This is a genomic window from Paenarthrobacter nitroguajacolicus (assembly GCF_007786235.1).
In the GTDB taxonomy this organism is placed as follows: Bacteria; Actinomycetota; Actinomycetes; order Actinomycetales; family Micrococcaceae; genus Arthrobacter; species Arthrobacter nitroguajacolicus_A.
The window spans coordinates 164,485-181,927 of the sequence record NZ_VNFK01000006.1 but is presented as its reverse complement, the minus strand read 5'-3'; the positions used below and the strand labels follow the sequence as shown (position 1 = coordinate 181,927).

The 17,443-nt window shown below is 61.2% G+C and carries 19 protein-coding genes; 15 read left to right on the top strand and 4 right to left on the bottom strand.

What is annotated here, in order from left to right; translation table 11 throughout:
• The first annotated feature begins 19 nt into the window (after window positions 1-19).
• From FQP90_RS10130 to FQP90_RS10070, 13 genes are all read left to right on the top strand, one after another.
• Window positions 20-511, top strand: coding sequence for a hypothetical protein (locus FQP90_RS10130; RefSeq protein ID WP_144649794.1), 492 nt, complete (start codon window positions 20-22; stop codon window positions 509-511).
• Window positions 498-833 carry an AtpZ/AtpI family protein gene (locus FQP90_RS23625; protein ID WP_144649793.1) on the top strand — a complete coding sequence of 112 codons (336 nt, stop codon included), beginning with the start codon at window positions 498-500 and terminating at the stop codon, window positions 831-833. Before FQP90_RS10130 ends, FQP90_RS23625 begins: the two co-directional genes overlap by 14 nt.
• An 81-nt stretch (window positions 834-914) precedes the next feature.
• Complete coding sequence (gene atpB / locus FQP90_RS10120; protein WP_144649791.1) at window positions 915-1,715, top strand: F0F1 ATP synthase subunit A; 801 nt, start codon at window positions 915-917, stop codon at window positions 1,713-1,715.
• 79 nt (window positions 1,716-1,794) lie between these two features.
• The gene (atpE, locus tag FQP90_RS10115; protein ID WP_009356484.1) at window positions 1,795-1,998 is read left to right on the top strand and encodes an ATP synthase F0 subunit C; all 204 of its coding nucleotides are present in this window, start codon (window positions 1,795-1,797) and stop codon (window positions 1,996-1,998) included.
• Window positions 1,999-2,054: 56 nt separating this feature from the next.
• Window positions 2,055-2,609: a F0F1 ATP synthase subunit B gene (locus FQP90_RS10110; protein WP_144649789.1), complete on the top strand. Its 555-nt coding sequence runs from the start codon at window positions 2,055-2,057 to the stop codon at window positions 2,607-2,609.
• Entirely contained in the window at window positions 2,609-3,436 is an 828-nt protein-coding gene (locus FQP90_RS10105) for a F0F1 ATP synthase subunit delta (RefSeq protein WP_144649787.1), read from the top strand. The genes FQP90_RS10110 and FQP90_RS10105 overlap by 1 nt, the downstream gene beginning before the upstream one ends.
• 85 nt (window positions 3,437-3,521) lie before the next feature.
• Entirely contained in the window at window positions 3,522-5,159 is a 1,638-nt protein-coding gene (atpA, locus tag FQP90_RS10100; protein ID WP_011775259.1) for a F0F1 ATP synthase subunit alpha, read from the top strand.
• A gap of 76 nt (window positions 5,160-5,235) precedes the next feature.
• On the top strand, window positions 5,236-6,126 hold the full coding sequence (locus tag FQP90_RS10095) for a F0F1 ATP synthase subunit gamma (RefSeq protein ID WP_011775258.1): 891 nt from the start codon (window positions 5,236-5,238) through the stop codon (window positions 6,124-6,126).
• 84 nt (window positions 6,127-6,210) lie between these two features.
• Entirely contained in the window at window positions 6,211-7,662 is a 1,452-nt protein-coding gene (atpD, locus tag FQP90_RS10090; protein ID WP_144649785.1) for a F0F1 ATP synthase subunit beta, read from the top strand.
• Between the two features lies 1 nt (window position 7,663).
• Window positions 7,664-7,948 carry a F0F1 ATP synthase subunit epsilon gene (locus FQP90_RS10085; RefSeq protein ID WP_014922172.1) on the top strand — a complete coding sequence of 95 codons (285 nt, stop codon included), beginning with the start codon at window positions 7,664-7,666 and terminating at the stop codon, window positions 7,946-7,948.
• 10 nt (window positions 7,949-7,958) lie between these two features.
• A complete protein-coding gene (locus FQP90_RS10080; RefSeq protein ID WP_144649783.1) occupies window positions 7,959-8,390 on the top strand; it encodes a DUF2550 domain-containing protein in 432 nt (143 codons plus the stop codon).
• Window positions 8,391-8,395: 5 nt separating this feature from the next.
• On the top strand, window positions 8,396-9,694 hold the full coding sequence (locus tag FQP90_RS10075) for an alpha/beta hydrolase (RefSeq protein WP_144649781.1): 1,299 nt from the start codon (window positions 8,396-8,398) through the stop codon (window positions 9,692-9,694).
• Window positions 9,676-12,192 carry a DUF2156 domain-containing protein gene (locus tag FQP90_RS10070; protein ID WP_144649779.1) on the top strand — a complete coding sequence of 839 codons (2,517 nt, stop codon included), beginning with the start codon at window positions 9,676-9,678 and terminating at the stop codon, window positions 12,190-12,192. Before FQP90_RS10075 ends, FQP90_RS10070 begins: the two co-directional genes overlap by 19 nt.
• A 163-nt stretch (window positions 12,193-12,355) precedes the next feature.
• On the opposite strand, the gene FQP90_RS10065 is transcribed toward FQP90_RS10070, so the two are convergent.
• The 3 genes from FQP90_RS10065 to nucS form a co-directional block, all read right to left on the bottom strand.
• The gene (locus FQP90_RS10065) at window positions 12,356-12,559 is read right to left on the bottom strand and encodes a cold-shock protein (RefSeq protein WP_018776337.1); all 204 of its coding nucleotides are present in this window, start codon (window positions 12,557-12,559) and stop codon (window positions 12,356-12,358) included.
• A 275-nt stretch (window positions 12,560-12,834) separates the two neighbouring features.
• Window positions 12,835-14,082 carry an N-acetylglucosamine-6-phosphate deacetylase gene (gene nagA, locus FQP90_RS10060; RefSeq protein WP_144649777.1) on the bottom strand — a complete coding sequence of 416 codons (1,248 nt, stop codon included), beginning with the start codon at window positions 14,080-14,082 and terminating at the stop codon, window positions 12,835-12,837.
• A 47-nt stretch (window positions 14,083-14,129) separates the two neighbouring features.
• Window positions 14,130-14,825, bottom strand: coding sequence for an endonuclease NucS (nucS, locus tag FQP90_RS10055; protein ID WP_144649775.1), 696 nt, complete (start codon window positions 14,823-14,825; stop codon window positions 14,130-14,132).
• Window positions 14,826-14,874: 49 nt separating this feature from the next.
• Here nucS and FQP90_RS10050 point away from each other — a divergent pair, with 49 nt between their 5' ends.
• Both FQP90_RS10050 and FQP90_RS10045 read left to right on the top strand, forming a co-directional pair.
• Window positions 14,875-15,219 carry an ATP/GTP-binding protein gene (locus tag FQP90_RS10050; RefSeq protein WP_144649773.1) on the top strand — a complete coding sequence of 115 codons (345 nt, stop codon included), beginning with the start codon at window positions 14,875-14,877 and terminating at the stop codon, window positions 15,217-15,219.
• A 19-nt stretch (window positions 15,220-15,238) separates the two neighbouring features.
• Window positions 15,239-16,033 carry an alpha/beta hydrolase gene (locus tag FQP90_RS10045; RefSeq protein ID WP_144649771.1) on the top strand — a complete coding sequence of 265 codons (795 nt, stop codon included), beginning with the start codon at window positions 15,239-15,241 and terminating at the stop codon, window positions 16,031-16,033.
• 78 nt (window positions 16,034-16,111) lie between these two features.
• Here FQP90_RS10045 and FQP90_RS10040 read toward each other — a convergent pair whose 3' ends face one another.
• Window positions 16,112-17,404 (bottom strand): AI-2E family transporter, encoded by a 1,293-nt coding sequence (locus FQP90_RS10040; RefSeq protein WP_144649769.1) that lies wholly within the window; start codon window positions 17,402-17,404, stop codon window positions 16,112-16,114.
• Window positions 17,405-17,443: the final 39 nt, after the last annotated feature.

Sequence of the window (17,443 nt, the reverse complement as noted above, 5' to 3'; positions counted from 1 at the left end):
CACGAGGATTGGTATCCCCATGACATCCAACGCCGATTCCGGACGCCCGTCCGGCAAGCGTCGTGTTGGAGTTTCCGGTGAGACATCCAATCTTTGGCTCCGGCTGCTCTTCTTGAGCTCCGTTGCTTCCTTGGCCGGCCTGGCCATCACGAGCATCGTGGCAGCATTGATGAACGGCGGCCAGGGTGCGCTCTCAGCTACCTTCGGCGGCGGGCTGGTCATGGTGTTCTTCGCCATCAGCCTCTTGATCGGCCACTTCGTGGGCCGTAATAACCCCTCCGGCGCTGTCGGTCTCTTCGTGGCCACCTACTTTGTCAAAGTCGTTGGATTCGCCGTGGTTCTCTTTGCGATCGGCACCCCGGCGTGGTTGCACGGCCGTTGGTTCCTCATCGGCGCAGTGGTCGCCGTCGTCCTATGGCAGGCAGCAGAAATCTACGGTTTCAGCAAGGCCCGCCTGCAGATCTACAACGATCCCGCTGATCCGAAGGGTGGTCCGGATGTCTCCGCGTAAGCGTTATTCCCGCCCGTCTCTCGGTGGCCAGCAGGCTTCTCACCGTAATGAATCTGCTGAAGCCGGAAACGACGGCGGATACAACGCAGGCATCGCTGTCTTCAGCTACATCGTTGGCGGGATCATTGTCTGGAGTTTGATAGGCTGGGGTCTGGATAATCTGTGGGGGACCCGCTGGATTGTGCTCCTCGGCGCTCTGCTGGGAGCCACAGGGGGGTTCTATCTTTCCCATATGCACGGCCTCACCAGACAAAGCTCATCTTCTGGCGAGAGCAACGCAGACAGCGGTCCGTCCACGGACGGGGACAGTAATGCCAAATAATTTCACATGGAATACGGATGCGTCCAACGTGTCCACGTTCCGCCAATTGCCCAATGATGGACACAGCAGAGAGGAAACGCGTTGATCGCGCTTGCGCTCCCCGCCCAGGATTCGGGGTCCTTCACCCCGCCCGGAATCGACGAAATGCACCTGCCGGCAATCCTGCCTTGGGGTGCGCACGACGGATTCTCCAAGCAGATGCTGCTGGTGATCCTTTCGGTCGTCATTATCGCTACATTCTTCATCCTCGCTGCACGTAAGCAGCAGCTGGTTCCCGGCAAGCTGCAGTTCGCAGGCGAGATGGCCTACGGCTTCGTCCGCAACAGCATCGCCAAGGACATTATCGGCGGCAAGGACTTCATCAAGTACGTCCCGCTGCTGTTCAGCTTGTTCTTCTTCATACTGGTGAACAACATCTACGGTGCCATTCCGGTGATCCAGCTCCCGAGCTTCTCGCACGTTGGCGGCGCCTATGTGCTGGCCGGCATCGTGTACTTCACCTGGATCATCATCGGCATCAAGAAGAACGGCCTGAAGTACTTCAAGCTCGCAACCGTTCCTTCGGGCGTGCCCTGGTACATCCTCCCGATCGTTGTTCCGATCGAAATCATCTCCAACTTCCTGGTCCGCCCGGTCACGCACAGCCTCCGTTTGTTCGCGACTATGCTTGCAGGCCACTTGATCGTGATGCTCGCAGGATCCGGCATCGAGTTCCTGGTCATGCAGGAAAACGTCCTCCTGAAGGGCACCTCGGTCCTGGTACTTGTTGGCGCCATCGCCATGTACATGCTTGAGGCATTGATTATGGCCCTGCAGGCGTATGTGTTCACGCTGCTGACCGCGATCTACATTGAAGGCGCCCTGCACGCCGACAGCCACTAGGCTCCCAAAAGCTTCCCCTTGTGGGGATTGAAGTAAACCAAACAACCTGCCACATGGGTGGCATCTTGAAAGGAAAAAAATGGAAGGCAATCTCAACCTCGTAGGTTACGGTCTGTCCGCAATCGGCGGTGGTATCGGTGTGGGTCTCGTATTCGCGGCTTACATCAACGGTGTTGCTCGTCAGCCGGAAGCTCAGCGTGTGCTGCAGCCGATCGCGTTCCTTGGTCTGGCACTGACCGAAGCCCTCGCCATCCTCGGCCTCGTTTTCGCCTTCGTTCTCTAGTCTTCGGCTTCAGAACAAAGCGAATTCCGCAACCGAGTAGATAGGACGGGTGAAACATGAATCAGCTGATCATCTCAGCCGCCACTGAAGGCGAGGCCGCCAACCCTCTCGTTCCCAACGTTTGGGAAATGGGCGTCGTCCTCGTCGGCTTTGCTGTCCTCCTGTACATCGTGGTCAAGTTCATTGTCCCGATGTTCGAGAAGACCTTCGCAGAGCGCGCCGAAGCAATTGAAGGTGGCATTGCAAAGGCCGAAGCGGCCCAGGCAGAAGCTTCTGCAGCTCTCGAAGAGTACAAGCAGCAGCTCACCGACGCCCGCGCCGAAGCCAACCGCATCCGCGAAGAAGCACGCGCCGAAGGCGCCCAGATCCTCGCGGACCTGAAGGCCAAGGCAGCTGCGGAGTCCGCACGGATCACCGAGCAGGCACACGCTGCCATCGAATCGGAGCGCCAGGCAGCTGTTGTCTCGCTCCGTTCCGAGGTCGGTACCCTGGCCACCACGCTGGCCGGCCGCATCGTTGGTGAAGCACTCACCGACGACCAGCGCGCCGCACGTGTTGTGGACCGCTTCCTGGCAGATCTGGAGACCCAGAGCGCAGGTGCAGCTAAGTAATGGCAGGTATATCGAGCGAATCGCTGACCACAGCGCTGGCGCAGTTGGAAGCAAAGCTTCCCTTCGCTTCGCTGCAGTTGGCTAAGGACCTCTTCGGAATCCTGGGAACGGTGGACAGCTCGGCTGGCTTGCGCCGCGCCCTGACTGACCCGTCCCGCAGTGGAGACGAAAAGTCGGCGCTGGTCAAGCAGCTCGTTGGCGGAAAAGTCTCCGCTGATGCTGCTGAGATTGCAGGCGGATTGGCCAGCTCACGCTGGGCATCGGCACGCGATATCGGCGATGCACTCGAGACGCTTGCCGCCACGGTGGTTATCGCCGTAGCTGAAAACAAGTCGGCCGTTTCTGCCTCCGGTATCACGGGGCTGGAAGAGCTGGAAAACGATCTGTTTGCCTTCAACCAGGCCGTCGCCTCCAGCCACGAAGTACAACGTGCTTTGTCTGAGCCGCAGGCATCGCCCGCGGCAAAGATTGCACTGGCCGAGAAACTTGTTCCTGGCAGCAGCGAGGAAGCCAAGGTTCTCATCAGCCAGGCAGTTACGCAGCCGCGCGGTGTCAAGCCGAGCAAGCTCGTCGAGTCGTTCGCCAAGCTTGCAGCAAAGCGTCAGCAGCGCTGGATTGCAACTGTCAGCGTTACCCGTCCGTTGACGGAAACGCAGGCCAGCCGTCTGCAGGCCGGGCTGGATGCCCTGTACGGCCGCGAACTGAAGGTCAACGTCAATGTTGACCCCGCACTGATCGGTGGAATCCGTGTCCAGGTAGGTGACGAAGTGCTCGACGCTTCGGTAGTTGCCCGCCTGAGCGAACTCCGCCGTCAGCTCGCTGGCTAGCGAAGACAAAGCACAACTTAACTGATATAAAACCCGGTCATCGTGAGCAACGATGATCACGAAAACAGGAGAGCAGGGACTGCAGATGGCCGAATTGACCATCAACGCCGACGACGTCCGTAATGCGTTGAACGAGTTCGCGGCGTCCTACGAACCCGGTAACGCAGAGCGCGTAGAGGTTGGTCGTGTGACCACCGCAAGTGACGGCATCGCCCGTGTTGAGGGTCTTCCCTCGGTCATGGCGAACGAGCTGCTTCGCTTCGAAGATGGCACGCTGGGCCTGGCCCAGAACCTTGACGTCCGCGAGATCGGTGTCATTATCCTCGGTGACTTCACCGGCATTGAAGAAGGCCAGGAAGTTCACCGTACCGGTGAGATCCTGTCCGTTCCGGTTGGCGACGCCTTCCTGGGTCGCGTCGTCGACCCCCTGGGCCAGCCCATCGACGACCTCGGCGAGATCAAGGCCGAGGCCACCCGTGCACTGGAACTCCAGGCTCCGGGCGTTACCGAACGCAAGTCGGTTCACGAACCGATGCAGACCGGCCTCAAGGCTATCGACGCCATGATCCCGATCGGCCGTGGCCAGCGTCAGCTGATCATTGGTGACCGCCAGACCGGTAAGACGGCCATCGCGGTGGACACCATCATCAACCAGAAGGCCAACTGGGCTTCGGGAGATGTCACCAAGCAGGTACGTTGCGTCTACGTTGGTGTTGGCCAGAAGGCTTCCACCATCGCAGCCGTCCGCCAGACCCTCGAGGACCATGGCGCACTGGAGTACACCACCATCGTGGCGTCCCCGGCATCGGACCCCGCTGGCTTCAAGTACTTGGCACCGTATGCAGGTTCGGCCATCGGCCAGCACTGGATGTACGGCGGCAAGCACGTTCTGGTGATCTTCGATGACCTGTCCAAGCAGGCCGAAGCCTACCGCGCCGTGTCCCTGCTGCTGCGTCGTCCGCCGGGACGCGAAGCCTACCCGGGTGACGTCTTCTACTTGCACTCCCGTCTGCTGGAGCGTTGTGCCAAGCTCTCTGACGAGCTCGGTGCAGGTTCGATGACCGGTCTGCCGATCGTCGAAACCAAGGCAAACGACGTTTCTGCCTACATCCCGACCAACGTGATCTCCATCACCGATGGCCAGATCTTCCTGCAGTCGGACCTCTTCAACGCCAACCAGCGTCCCGCTGTTGACGTTGGTGTGTCCGTCTCCCGCGTTGGTGGCGCTGCACAGGTCAAGTCCATGAAGAAGGTCTCCGGTACTTTGAAGCTGGACCTGGCTCAGTACCGCGATATGCAGGCCTTCGCTATGTTCGCCTCTGACCTGGATGCTGCTTCCCGCCAGCAGCTGACCCGTGGTGCACGCCTGATGGAACTGCTCAAGCAGGGCCAGTACTCGCCGTTCCCGGTTGAGAACCAGGTTGTTTCCATTTGGGCCGGCACCAACGGTTACCTGGACGACGTTCCGGTTGAGGACATCAGCCGCTTCGAGTCCGAGTTCCTGGAGCACCTCACGCACAAGTCCTCCATCCTGACCACGCTGGCACAGACCAACGTCCTGGATGACGACACCGCTGCAGCTCTGAAGGAAGCAATCGTTTCCTTCAAGAAGGGCTTCTTCGGCGAGGGCGACAACCACTTGGTTGGCGCCGGCCACGAGGAGCACGCAGCGATCTCCGGCGGCGACGTCGACCAGGAAAAGATCGTCAAGCAGAAGCGCTAGTTTCGAGAACCTGCTCTGCCGGGGTCCGCAAGGGCCCCGGCAGGGCAGCACATCGGGAACTTAGGAAAGGATAAGTATGGGAGCCCAGATTCGGGTCTACCGTCAGAAGATCAGCTCGACGACGTCGATGCGCAAGATCTTCAAGGCGATGGAACTGATCGCTACCTCGCGCATCGGTAAGGCCCGCGCCCGCGTAGCAGCTTCACTGCCTTACGCGAACGCGATTACCCGCGCCGTTTCTGCTGTCGCAACTCAGAGCGAAATCGACCACCCGCTGACCACCGAGCCGGAGCAGATCCGCCGCGCCGCCGTCCTGATCATTACATCGGACCGTGGCCTTGCAGGATCCTACTCCGCGAGCGTGCTCAAGCAGGCTGAAGGTCTCACCGAGCTTCTTCACGCAGAAGGCAAGGAAGTCAAGGCGTACCTGGTTGGCCGCAAGGCGCAGGCGTACTTCGATTTCCGCAACCGGTCCTACGCCCGCGTATGGACCGGCGGCACGGACGCGCCGGAATTCGAAACCGCGCAGGAAGTCGGAGCTGCACTTCTCGAAGACTTCTCCACTGACTTCGAAGAGGGTGGCGTGGACGAGATCCACGTTGTCTACACCCGCTTCAAGTCCATGGTGACGCAGGAGCCGACGGTCATCCGTTTGCTTCCGCTGGAGGTAGTCGAAGAGGAAGCAGCCTCGGAATCCGAGCTGTTGCCGTTGTACGAGTTTGAGCCGGAAACAGAGCAGGTGCTTGACGCACTGCTTCCGCGTTACATCGAGTCCCGCATCTTCGCAGCCATGCTGCAGGCAGCAGCTTCCGAGCTCGCAGCCCGCCAGCGTGCTATGAAGTCGGCCGGTGACAACGCGACGGATCTGATCAAGAAGTACACGCGCCTTCGCAACACGGCCCGTCAGGCCGAGATTACGCAGGAGCTTTCCGAAATCGTGGCTGGCGCCGACGCTCTCGCGTCCTAGCCGGCAACGGATTCGGCTCGAAGCCGCACCTGCACCAAACAGATAAACTTAACCCCACGCCATCTACTGAGTGAAGTGAGAGAGATGACTGCCACTGCTACCGAACACGTAGCTACGGCCGGTGCCACCGGCCGCATTGCCCGTGTTATTGGTCCGGTTGTCGACGTCGAATTCCCGGCTGACGCAATCCCCTCGATTTACAACGCTCTGACCACTGAGATCACTCTCAACGGCCAGACGAAGACCATCACGTTCGAGACCTCCCAGCACCTGGGTGACAACCTCGTCCGCGCCATCTCCCTGCAGGCAACCGACGGCCTCGTCCGCGGCACCACCGTGCAGGACTCCGGCGCTCCGATCTCCGTGCCCGTCGGCGACGGCGTCAAGGGCCACATCTTCAACGTTCTCGGCAAGCCGCTGGACGTCGAAGAGTCCGAGATCAAGGCTGACGCCTACTGGCCGATCCACCGCAAGGCTCCGGCCTTCGCTTCCCTCGAGGGCTCCACGGAGATGCTCGAGACCGGCATCAAGGTCATCGACCTTCTCACCCCGTACATCAAGGGTGGAAAGATTGGCCTGTTCGGCGGCGCCGGCGTTGGCAAGACCGTTCTGATCCAGGAAATGATCACCCGTGTTGCCCGCAACTTCGGTGGTACTTCCGTCTTCGCCGGTGTTGGCGAGCGTACCCGTGAAGGTAACGACCTCTGGGTTGAAATGGAAGAGGCCGGCGTTCTCAAGGACACCGCCCTTGTATTCGGCCAGATGGATGAGCCGCCGGGAACGCGTCTGCGCGTGGCCCTGTCCGCCCTGACCATGGCGGAGTACTTCCGCGATGTCCAGAACCAGGACGTGCTGCTCTTCATCGACAACATCTTCCGCTTCACGCAGGCAGGTTCGGAAGTTTCCACGCTGCTCGGCCGCATGCCGTCCGCTGTGGGCTACCAGCCGAACCTTGCTGACGAGATGGGTCTGCTCCAGGAGCGCATCACCTCAACCAAGGGTCACTCCATCACGTCGATGCAGGCCATCTACGTGCCGGCTGATGACTACACCGACCCGGCTCCGGCCACGACCTTCGCACACCTCGACGCGACCACGGAACTTTCTCGTGAAATCGCATCCCGTGGTTTGTACCCGGCCGTTGACCCGCTGACGTCGACCTCCCGTATTCTGGATCCCCAGTACATCGGCAAGGATCACTACAACACGGCTGTCCGTGTTAAGCAGATCCTGCAGAAGAACAAGGAACTCCAGGACATCATCGCCATCCTCGGTGTTGACGAACTCTCTGAAGAGGACAAGATCGTCGTGTCGCGTGCACGCCGTATCCAGCAGTTCCTCTCCCAGAACACCTACACCGCCAAGCAGTTCACCGGCGTTGAAGGCTCCACCGTCTCCATCAAGGACACCGTTGAAGGCTTCACGGCCATCTGCGACGGCGAGCTGGACCACATCGCAGAGCAGGCGTTCTTCAACGTCGGCGGCTTGGATGACGTCGAGCGTAACTGGGCCAAGATCCAGGAACAGACCAAGTAGTATGGCTGAGCTCGAGGTTGAGATTGTCGCGGCGGACCACTTCGTGTGGTCCGGTGCGGCCAAGATGGTGAAGGCCCGCACCAGCGATGGTGAAATCGGAATCCTGCCGGGCCACTCGCCCCTTCTGGCCATCATGGCCGCGGGCGAGCTGGCAATCCAGCCGGTTTCCGGTGATCGCATTGCGGTAGTCGTCGATGGCGGATTCTTCTCCGTCGACAACGATCGCGTGGTCATTGTTGCTGACAACGCCAAATTGGGCGAAGCGGCTACAGCGGGGATCCGATAGCACGACCTTGATGGACGATTCCCTTATTCCGTTCATCGCCCTGGCAACGGCGTTTACGTTGCTGATCATTTCACTGTGCCTTTTCGGGGTGCGCCGCTTCAATCTGCGGCGTGCCCTGGGCACGGTCGACGCCTCCATTTGCATGGCTGGAAACAGCTGGCAGATGGGGGTTTGTCGTTATCAGGACAACGAGCTTGAGTGGTTCCGCCTGATGTCGCTCAGCGTGATCCCCAAGCATAAATTCACACGCAGTTCGCTGGAACTGCTGGGCCGCCGCCAACCCACGGAAGATGAACTCGTCAGGGTGCAGCCCGGCGTAGTGGTGGTTGAACTGCAGTACGAAGGCAAGAAGTTCATGCTTGCCATGAATTTCGACGCCTACGCAGGTCTGTCCTCCTGGCTGGAGGCCGGGCCGGTCATCGGCGTCGGCACCTGGCGCTAGGCGTTATGGATTTCCTTTCGGATATCAGCCTTGTGGATGGTCCGTTCCTCTGGTTCAGCATCGCCTGCGGTGCAGCCGGAGGGGCGTACCTGCTGTGGTGGCCACGACGTACGTGGCCACTCATTGTCGCAGCCTCCCTGATCATTTCCGTGGGCGTTGTGGCCTTGGTCCACTGGATCCTGATTGACTTATTGGCCACGTTCTCGGAAAACCTTCCCTTCGAAACGTTGGCGTGGTCCGTTCCTGCAGTAGCGGCCGTCCTCCTCTGCGGTGTCCGCTTCCCACGAAATTCCTGGCGTGGCCGCAGCCTCAGCGTTGTGGCGATGCTTGGTGTCGTTCTCCTCTGTGTGGTGCAGGTGAACTTGTACTTTGGCTTGAACAAGTCGGTAGCCGACCTGCTGGGTACGGCAGTAGCTCGGATACAGCCTCTCGAAGCTGGCCTGGAACGGAACCCGGACGCCAAAACGGGGCCCTCCCTTTCAGCGTGGAAAGCCCCGGAATCCATGCCTGGCAGCGGGATAGTTCGCAGGGCCGACATCCCCGGTACCGCTTCCGGCTTTGCTGCCAGGGAAGCGTACATCTACCTTCCCCCCGCCTACCAGACGACTCCCCGGCCCAGCCTGCCTGTGCTGGTGCTCTTCGCCGGCCAGCCCGGCGGACCGGCGGACTGGCTGAGCGGTGGACAACTTCGTCTTCTCCTGGATCGTTTCGCTGCAGAACATGACGGGCTGGCCCCTGTCACAGTAGTTGTCGACCCGAATGGATCGGCCAACGCAAACACCATGTGCATGGACAGCCGCATCGCCCAAGTTGACACGTATCTTTCGCAGGATGTGCCGGCCTGGATAGCGAATACCTTGGACGTCTCGCGCGATCACCAGCAATGGGCAGTGGGTGGCTTCTCATTTGGAGGCACGTGTGCCATGCAAATGGGAACAGCCCATCCGGGGATTTTTTCGTCCATACTCGGTTTCGCGGCCGAGCGTGAACCAGCACTTGCCAAAGATCGCAGCAAGACGATCGCAGACTCGTTCGATGGGGACATTGAGGCATTCGAGGCCAACACGCCCTTGGTGATGATGGAGCAGCGCAATTACGCGGGCAGTGGCGTGTATCTGGTCTCTGGTGAAGCCGACCACGAGTTCACCGCCTACATGCTCGAGCTCGCCCAAGCGGCGAGGAACGCGGGCTTTGAAACCGAGGATAATTCCATCCCGCATGCCGGGCACTCATGGGACGCTGTGATCAGGGGAATGCCCGGCGCCCTCGATTTCCTCGCCTCCCGGTGGGGATTGCCGCAGTGAGTCTTGCCCTCAGAGCTGTGATCAGGCCAGCTATTGGGCAGGCTGGCAGACATCTGCGGGCCACTCCCTTCACCTTGATTGTCCTTGCCCTCTTTGTGGTGATGTCGTTTGTCTCCGGCAGCTTCCTGGCGGGACCTCCGGAACCGTGGCTTTCCGTAGCTGGTGTTTCCCTGGAAGGGCTGAGGTCGGGGGAGTGGTGGTCCATTTGGTCCTCGCTGTTCTTCACCACCAATCCGCTGGCCTATGCCACAGCGGTCCTGATGATCCTCTTCCTCCTGGGACTGGCAGAGCGGCATTTCGGCTTCCTGAGAACTGCGGCGGTGTTCTTTGGCAGCCAGTTCGCTTGTGTGTCTGCGTTCCTGTTAGTCACCCAAGTGGCACGGTATGCCGATGATGGATGGCTCTCACGGATGGCTGATACGCGGCTGATTGGCCCGTACGGTGCAGTCCTGGCCACCACTTTGGCTGCCAGCGCCCTCCTCCCTACGCTCTGGCAAAGACGCTTGCGTACGGTGGCACTTTCCATTTCACTGCTGCTGGTGCTGTACGTGGGACATGCGGAAACCGTGGTTGGGCTCCTGGGTGCGCTGATAGGGCTCGGCGCCGGTTGGTGGATGCAAAGCAGTCAGGGCCATCTCCATCTCCACCGGTCCACCGGCAGGGAGGTGCGGAACCTGCTGTCGCTGACCATGGCAATCTTCGCGGTGGGTCCAATCGTGACTGCTGCCGCAAAGAGCCCGTCAGGGCCGTTGGCATTGCTCCGGGATGTGATCCTTAACCCGCTACCCACGCTCAGCCAACTGGAAAGCAACTGCGGGGGCACCATAGACGTCGCTTGCTTGGAGGTTGGCCGTCAGGGCTACACGGGCCCCTTCGGCTTGGCACTGGCAGTAGTACCGGTGGTGCTGCTCCTTATTTGTGCCGACGGCATGAGGCGGGGACGTCGGCTGGCACTGGGAATCGCTATCGGTGTTCAGCTGGTGGTGGTGGCGTTGTCGGCCATCTACCTTGGACTATTCGCCGGAATGCCCCGGCCGCCGGGCCGCCCGCAGGTGGGAATGCTGAACTCGGCAGTTGTGCATCTGATCCCCCTCGTCCTGGTCCCGTTGGTTCTTGCCATCCTTCTGTTCGCTTACCGCGGCCACTTCAGGGTGGTGTCTTCGGACCGCCTCCGGCGCAAGGTCTTCTGGTTGGTAGGACTCACCGGGGGAGCATTGATTCTGGCCTATACGGTGGTGTGGTTGGCTTCGGGAGGCATGGACCGCGACGGCGGCCTCTTGGGATTGGCGGCTGAGCTCGCCAGGCAGTACCTCCCCGTTCCCCTGCCGGGGGTCTACCGGAAGGTCTTTGCCGAACGAGACGTTCTGGAGGTCTTTCTCTTTTCCTATTCGGGTACGGTCTTTTGGCTTGTTGCCTTAGTGGGCGTGTGGATCCTGCTTATTCGCGGCCACCATTCCGGCGGCTTGGACCATCAGACACGGCAGGCTGCCCGCGCCCTAGTGAAGCGCGGCGGTGATTCGTTGTCGTGGATGGCCCTGTGGGAACCGAATAAATACTGGTTCAACCCTGAAGGCACTGGAGCGGTGGCGTACCAGCAGCATGGACATGTGGCGCTGACTTTGGCCGGACCGATTGGTTCCGCTGAACACCACGTGACAACGGCCAACGGCTTCTTGGACTACTGCTCGCAGCACGCGTTGATACCTTGCCTGTATTCGTGCACCGACGAGCTCTGGCCGATGCTTCGTGGGCGCGGTTTCCGCAGGGTGGCGGTTGCGCAGGAAACAAGGCTCCGGATCAGGGACCTGGAGTTCAGGGGCAAGGAGTGGCAGAACGTCAGAACGTCCCTGAATCGAGCCGGGAAGTTGGGGATATCGGCCAAGTGGGGCCGCTACTCCGAGCTGTCGCACGGAGTGCGCGCACAGGTGAGCGAGGTTTCAGAGGAGTGGGCGGCGCAGAAGAAGATCCCGGAGATGGGCTTCACGCTGGGCGGCCTGGACGAACTCGACGACGACGATGTGCTGTGCTGCGTCGCCGTGGATGACACGGGGCTTGTCTATGGGGTTACGAGTTGGCTTCCTGTTTACCAGGACGGCAGGGTGGTCAGCTGGACACTGGACTTCATGCGCCGGCGGGGCGACACCTTCCCTGGAGTCATGGAGTTCCTCATCGCCTCGGCTGTCCTCCACTTGCGTGACTCCGTCGAGGTGATCTCACTATCCGGTTCGCCGTTGGCCCGGGAGAAGGGCGAGATCGAGCAGCAGGCAAAAGGCCTGGCCGGAATTCTGGACGTTGTGGGGCAGGCGCTGGAACCTGTTTATGGTTTCAGGTCGCTGGCTTCCTTTAAGTCGAGATTCCAGCCCGAGTACCGAACACTGTATATGTATTACCAAGACCCGCTGCACCTTCCCGCAATGGGTCGCGCACTGAGCAGGGCGTACCTGCCGGGATTGTCAGTGCGGCATTCTGCGCGGCTGCTCAGGACCTTGGTTGGTTGAATTGTCAACGCTTATTCGAGGCCACGTTTTCGCATTTCTTCAAGGTGTCGAAATATCAGACAACTTCGCTGGCATTAACTTGGTTAAACAGGTTGACCCCGGCCCTAAAGCCGGGGTCAACCTGTTTGCTGCATCTGCGACAAGCAGAATTCAGCGGGTAAGGCTAGACGACAGTAACGCCGGTTGCCTGGGGGCCCTTGGCGCCCTGACCGATCTCGAACTGAACGCGCTGGTTCTCATCGAGGGTCTTGAAGCCGCCGGTCTGGATCTCGGAGTAGTGAACGAAAACGTCACCGTCCGAGTCATCCGGGGTGATGAAGCCGAAGCCCTTTTCAGCGTTGAACCACTTGACGGTTCCCAGTGCCATGTATTTCTCCTCATTATGGAACAGCAGTCCGATACACCTCGTACCGGCTTTGTTACTCCGCGAGAAGACCATGGAATCCGTCCGGGATGGGCCCGGATGGTTTCGCAGGAGCTTCACGCTCGCAACTCGTCTTGCGAGCATGAAAACCACCTACACAAAGACTGCTACAACACTTTCATGTGCCCTGCCGGAGGTCAACGGTCTTTTGGGCAATTCGGGAAAATTTTCGGTAAAAAGAAGGTAACAGGAGGCCCTGCAATTCCCTCAAGGCTTTGTTACGACAACCATTGGCCGTTGCGCAGCACGCCGGTGAGTTCCAGATCCTCATTGGTAACTACAACGTCGGCGCGGAGGCCGCGTCGCAGTCCGCCTACTTCGTCGGAAAGTCCCAGGACAGCCGCGGGCACTGCCGTTGCGGAACAAATCGCGTCAGGAAGTGCGACGCCGGCCGCGACAGTCTTGCGGACTATCTCCAGCATGGTTGCGGTGCCTCCTGCGATGGATCCGGTGGCATCCAGGGTGGCGACGCCGTCGCGGACAGTCACGGGGGAGGGGCCCAGCATGTAGCTTCCATCCGACAGTCCGGCGGCCGCCATGGAGTCGGTGACAAGGACGATGTTGGCGGCTCCCACGAGCTGGAAGACCGTGGCTACTGTGCTGGGGTCCAGGTGGGTGCCGTCCGCGATGAGCTCGACGACTGCCTTGCCTTCCTGGGCCATCCGCAGGCAAGCGGCAACAGGGCCCGGTGCACGGTGATGCATGGGAGGCATCCCATTGAAAAGGTGAGTGACCGTGGGGAGTGAGCTGACGCCGTCGAACCCCGCTGACTCAAGCCCCTCGCGGGCCGCAGCCAGCGACGCCGCCGCAGTGGCGTCGTCGCAGTCTGTGTGGCCCAGTGAGGGGGTGACGCCGTGGGAGGTCATCAGGTCCACCAGCGCAGCGGCTCCCGGAAGCTCCGGGGCGTAGGTCATGGTGGCGAGTTTGCCGGCAGCGGCACCGACGAGCTCGTCCATGAGGTCAAGGTCGGGTTCCAACAAGTAGTCCGGGTTCTGGGCTCCACAACGGGCGTGGGACAGGAAGGGACCTTCGAGGTGGATGCCGGCCACAAGCCCTTCGTCAACGAGCTTTACGTAGAGCTCGATGCCGCGCAGGAGGTCCTCGCGGGGAGCCGTGACCATGCTGGCAAGGAATGTGGTGGTCCCTGAACGGTGGAGGAACTCGATGGCCTTGCGGGCCGATGCCTCTTCGCCGCCAGGAAAATCACCGCCGTTGCCACCGTGGCAGTGAACGTCCACGAGGCCCGGGATGAGGTAGCTGCCGCTGGGAACGCCCAGCCGGATTGCGCTCTGGAAACCCTCGAACGTCTCAGCATCAAATCCGTCGGCTGGTCCGGCGTAGGCGATCCGGTCACCGTCGATCGCAAGCAGCCCGTCCTCCACCACCTCGCCATCGCTGACAAGCGTTCCTTTGATGATCTGGTGGCTTGGCGCGGAAGAAGTGGGAAAACGGGATGCGGCAGTCATGGTTTTGATTCTAGTGGTCTGCGGCACACTGGCTTGAAGGTGCGGGCCTAGAAGAGCCGCGACTCACTGTCATCCACGCCGCGCATCGCGTCATAATCCAGAGTGACGCAGTCGATGCCGCGATCATTGGCCAGGACCTTGGCCTGAGGCTTGATCTGCTGGGCAGCGAAGATCCCGCGAACAGGTGCCAGCAGGGGGTCGCGGTTAAGCAATTCCAAATAGCGGGTGAGCTGCTCAACGCCGTCAATGTCGCCGCGGCGCTTCAGCTCAATGGCCACTGTGGCGCCCTTGGCATCCCTGGCCAGGATGTCCACTGGGCCGATCGCCGTGAAGTACTCGCGTCGTATGAGCGAATATCCGGATCCCAGAAGCTCGATTTGCTCGGCCAACAGCCGTTGGAGATCCGCTTCGACGCCGTCCTTGATCAGGCCTGGATCAGTGCCGAGCTCATGGGAGGTGTCGTGCAGGTGCTCATAGATGTTGATGATGAGGCGGTCATCGGTTTTGGCGGACTGGACCGTCCACTGTTCCACCACCCCTTCTTCCACCTCGGTCTCCTCCGGGGACGTCACCCGCAGCGTGGCTGGTGGGCTAATCCAGTTCAGCGGCTTGTAGGAACCACCGTCGGAATGCACCAGCACGGAACCGTCCGCCTTGACCAGCAGCAGCCGGGTGGCGAGGGGGAGGTGGGCCTTCAGGCGGCCAACGTAATCAACAGAACAACGGGCTATGACGAGTCGCACCCGCCCCACATTACCGTCTGTGCCCGGTTGTCTGGGGCAGAATGGAGGTATGCCCCGCTCCAACCGTCCCCGCCGCAACGCGTCCGGCCCACGTACCGGCGGTGGTGGAGGCAAATGGACGGAACCGGTGCCTGAACTCGACCTCGAGCGGGCCCGGGCGGGGATCGCCCGGCGCGAAAGTGCGCCGGACGGCGACTGGATGGTGCGGACCATGACGGCCAAGAAGGCGGAAAAGCAGTACATCTGCCCGGGGTGTTCAACGGCGATCCTGCCGGGAATCGCGCACCTGGTGGTGTGGTCCGACAACCACCTGTTCGGCCAGGCGGCCGGGTTGGCTGAACGCCGCCACTGGCACACCAATTGCTGGACATCCCGGACCTACCGGTACCGCTGATTCGCTTAGGCTTGGAAGCATGACTTTCGACCCCGCCTCGTTCGTTTTCACCCCGCAGGATGCTCCCTCGGAGATCCGTGCCTCCACGGTACTCCCGGCCAAGCGCGAAAATGTGGAATTCACCACCGAGGACGGCAAAGTGCTGCGCGGCGAGCTTGCCATGCCGGAGTCGGGGGAGATCACAGCCACGTTGATTACACTGCACCCGCTGCCCACCCACGGCGGATTCATGGATTCGCACGTCTACCGGAAGGCTTCGTACCGGCTCCCTGCGCTGGCCGGAGTTGCTGTGTTGCGGTTCAACACGCGCGGCACCCAGTCGCCGCGGGGGACCAGCGACGGGCAGTTCGAGGAAGGCATTGGCGAGCGTTACGACGTCGAGGCGGCCGTGAGGTTCGCGGTGGAACGTGGCCTTCCCAATCGATGGCTCGTTGGGTGGTCCTTCGGTACCGAGCTCGCCCTGATGTACGGAGCGGTGGAGCCTGTTGCGGCGCAGATTGAGGGTGCAGTCCTGTTGTCGCCCCCGTTGCACCGGGCCACGGACGTTCATCTCAAGGAGTGGGCCGCCTCCGGCAAGCCGCTAACCGTCTTGGTGCCTGAACATGACGACTACCTGCAGCCGCCTGAGGCAGCCCAGCGGTTCAGTTTGGTGCCGCAGGCCCGGCTGGTCGGCGTCGACGGCGCCAAGCACCTCTGGGTGGGCGAGAAGTACGCGGCGCGGGTGCTGAATGAAATTGTCGACGACGTCACTCCCGCAGGTGCCGGCGTTGACGGTCTGCCCCGCGAGTGGGCGGGGCCGGTTACGACCGGATAGCCGGATTTTCCATGGAGTACAGGTAATGCCCCTCAACAACATGTCGGGGGGCATTACCTGTACTCCAACACAGGGAACTCAGTGCCGGTCTTGTCGGATGATGAAGACTTCCTTGATGAGCAGCATGATGGCCGCGGCAGTGGGGATGGCGATCAGGGCGCCGAGCACCCCCAGCAGGCTGCCGCCGGCGATAACGGAAATCACCGCTACGGCACCTGGGACAGCCACTGCGCGCTGCATGATGCGGGGCGAGATGAAGTACGCCTCGAACTGCAGGTAGGCGAAGTAGGCGATCGCGTAGACAACCGCCGTCTGCCAGCCGCCGGTGAGCGCCACCAGGATGACAACGACGGCAGCGATCATGCCGCCCACCAATGGAATGAATGCCAGCAGTGCAACGACGAACGCAAGCAGGACGCTGAAGGGGATGCCCAGGATGGTCATCACGATGAAAGCGAAGATCGCGTTCAGGAGCGCAACGCAGGCCTGGCCGATCACATAGTTGCCCACGGAGTCGGTGATGGCTTCGGAGAGCGCCTCGACCCTGGGTCGCCGGGAGCGGGGAGCCAGGCGGTAGGCCCACTTTTTCATGGACGGAAGGGCTGCGAGGAAGTAAAGGCTCAGGACCAGGACAATGAGCGAGCCGAACAGTCCATTCGCCACAGTGGAACCGAAGCCCACCACGCCGCCGAAGATGCCGCCCATGGCTTCAGGATCCTTGACGAACTTATCCAGCTCCGTTGTGATCCGGTCCCGAACGCCAAACTGGCTGTCGGCGTTGCGGAAGAAGTCGGAGTCGAGGAAGCCTCGGATCCACTCGGGTGCTTGGCGAACGATTTCCGACACCTGTTCAACGATGGTGGGAATCAATGTTGCGAAGAAACCGGCGACGGCGAGTACCAAGGCCGAGACGGAGATCAGGATGCCTGCGGGGCGGGGGACCCTGCGGGACTCCAACCACCGGACCACGGGGTCCAGGCCGAGTGCAATGAAGAGGGCGGCGACGATCCAGAGGATCAATTGGGTCGTGTTGCTGGCGATGTAGAAGACTGCCAAGGCAACGCCGACGCCTGCAGTCCCCATGAACCCTACATATAAGGGGTGCTGCGAGGACATCCGGGGGCCGGGCGCCCCGAAGCCGTGGTCGTCCTCGGGGCGGAGGCCCTCGCGGGTTCCTTCATCTTGGTCTTCCGGAGGCATCTCGAAGCGAACACGGGTACGGGCGCCGGGGATGGGCTGCCGCAGCCTGCGGCCGAGGGCTGCAAGGCGTCCGGTTCGGACAGGAACCGTAGCGGCGGTGCCGTCTGAGGGCGCCTCCACCGCACTTGACCCGGGCTCATTGGCGGGACGGGGTTCCAAGTGGTCTTTCACGCGGTTTAGCTGCCTTTTCATTGGTGGAGCGAGGGTGAA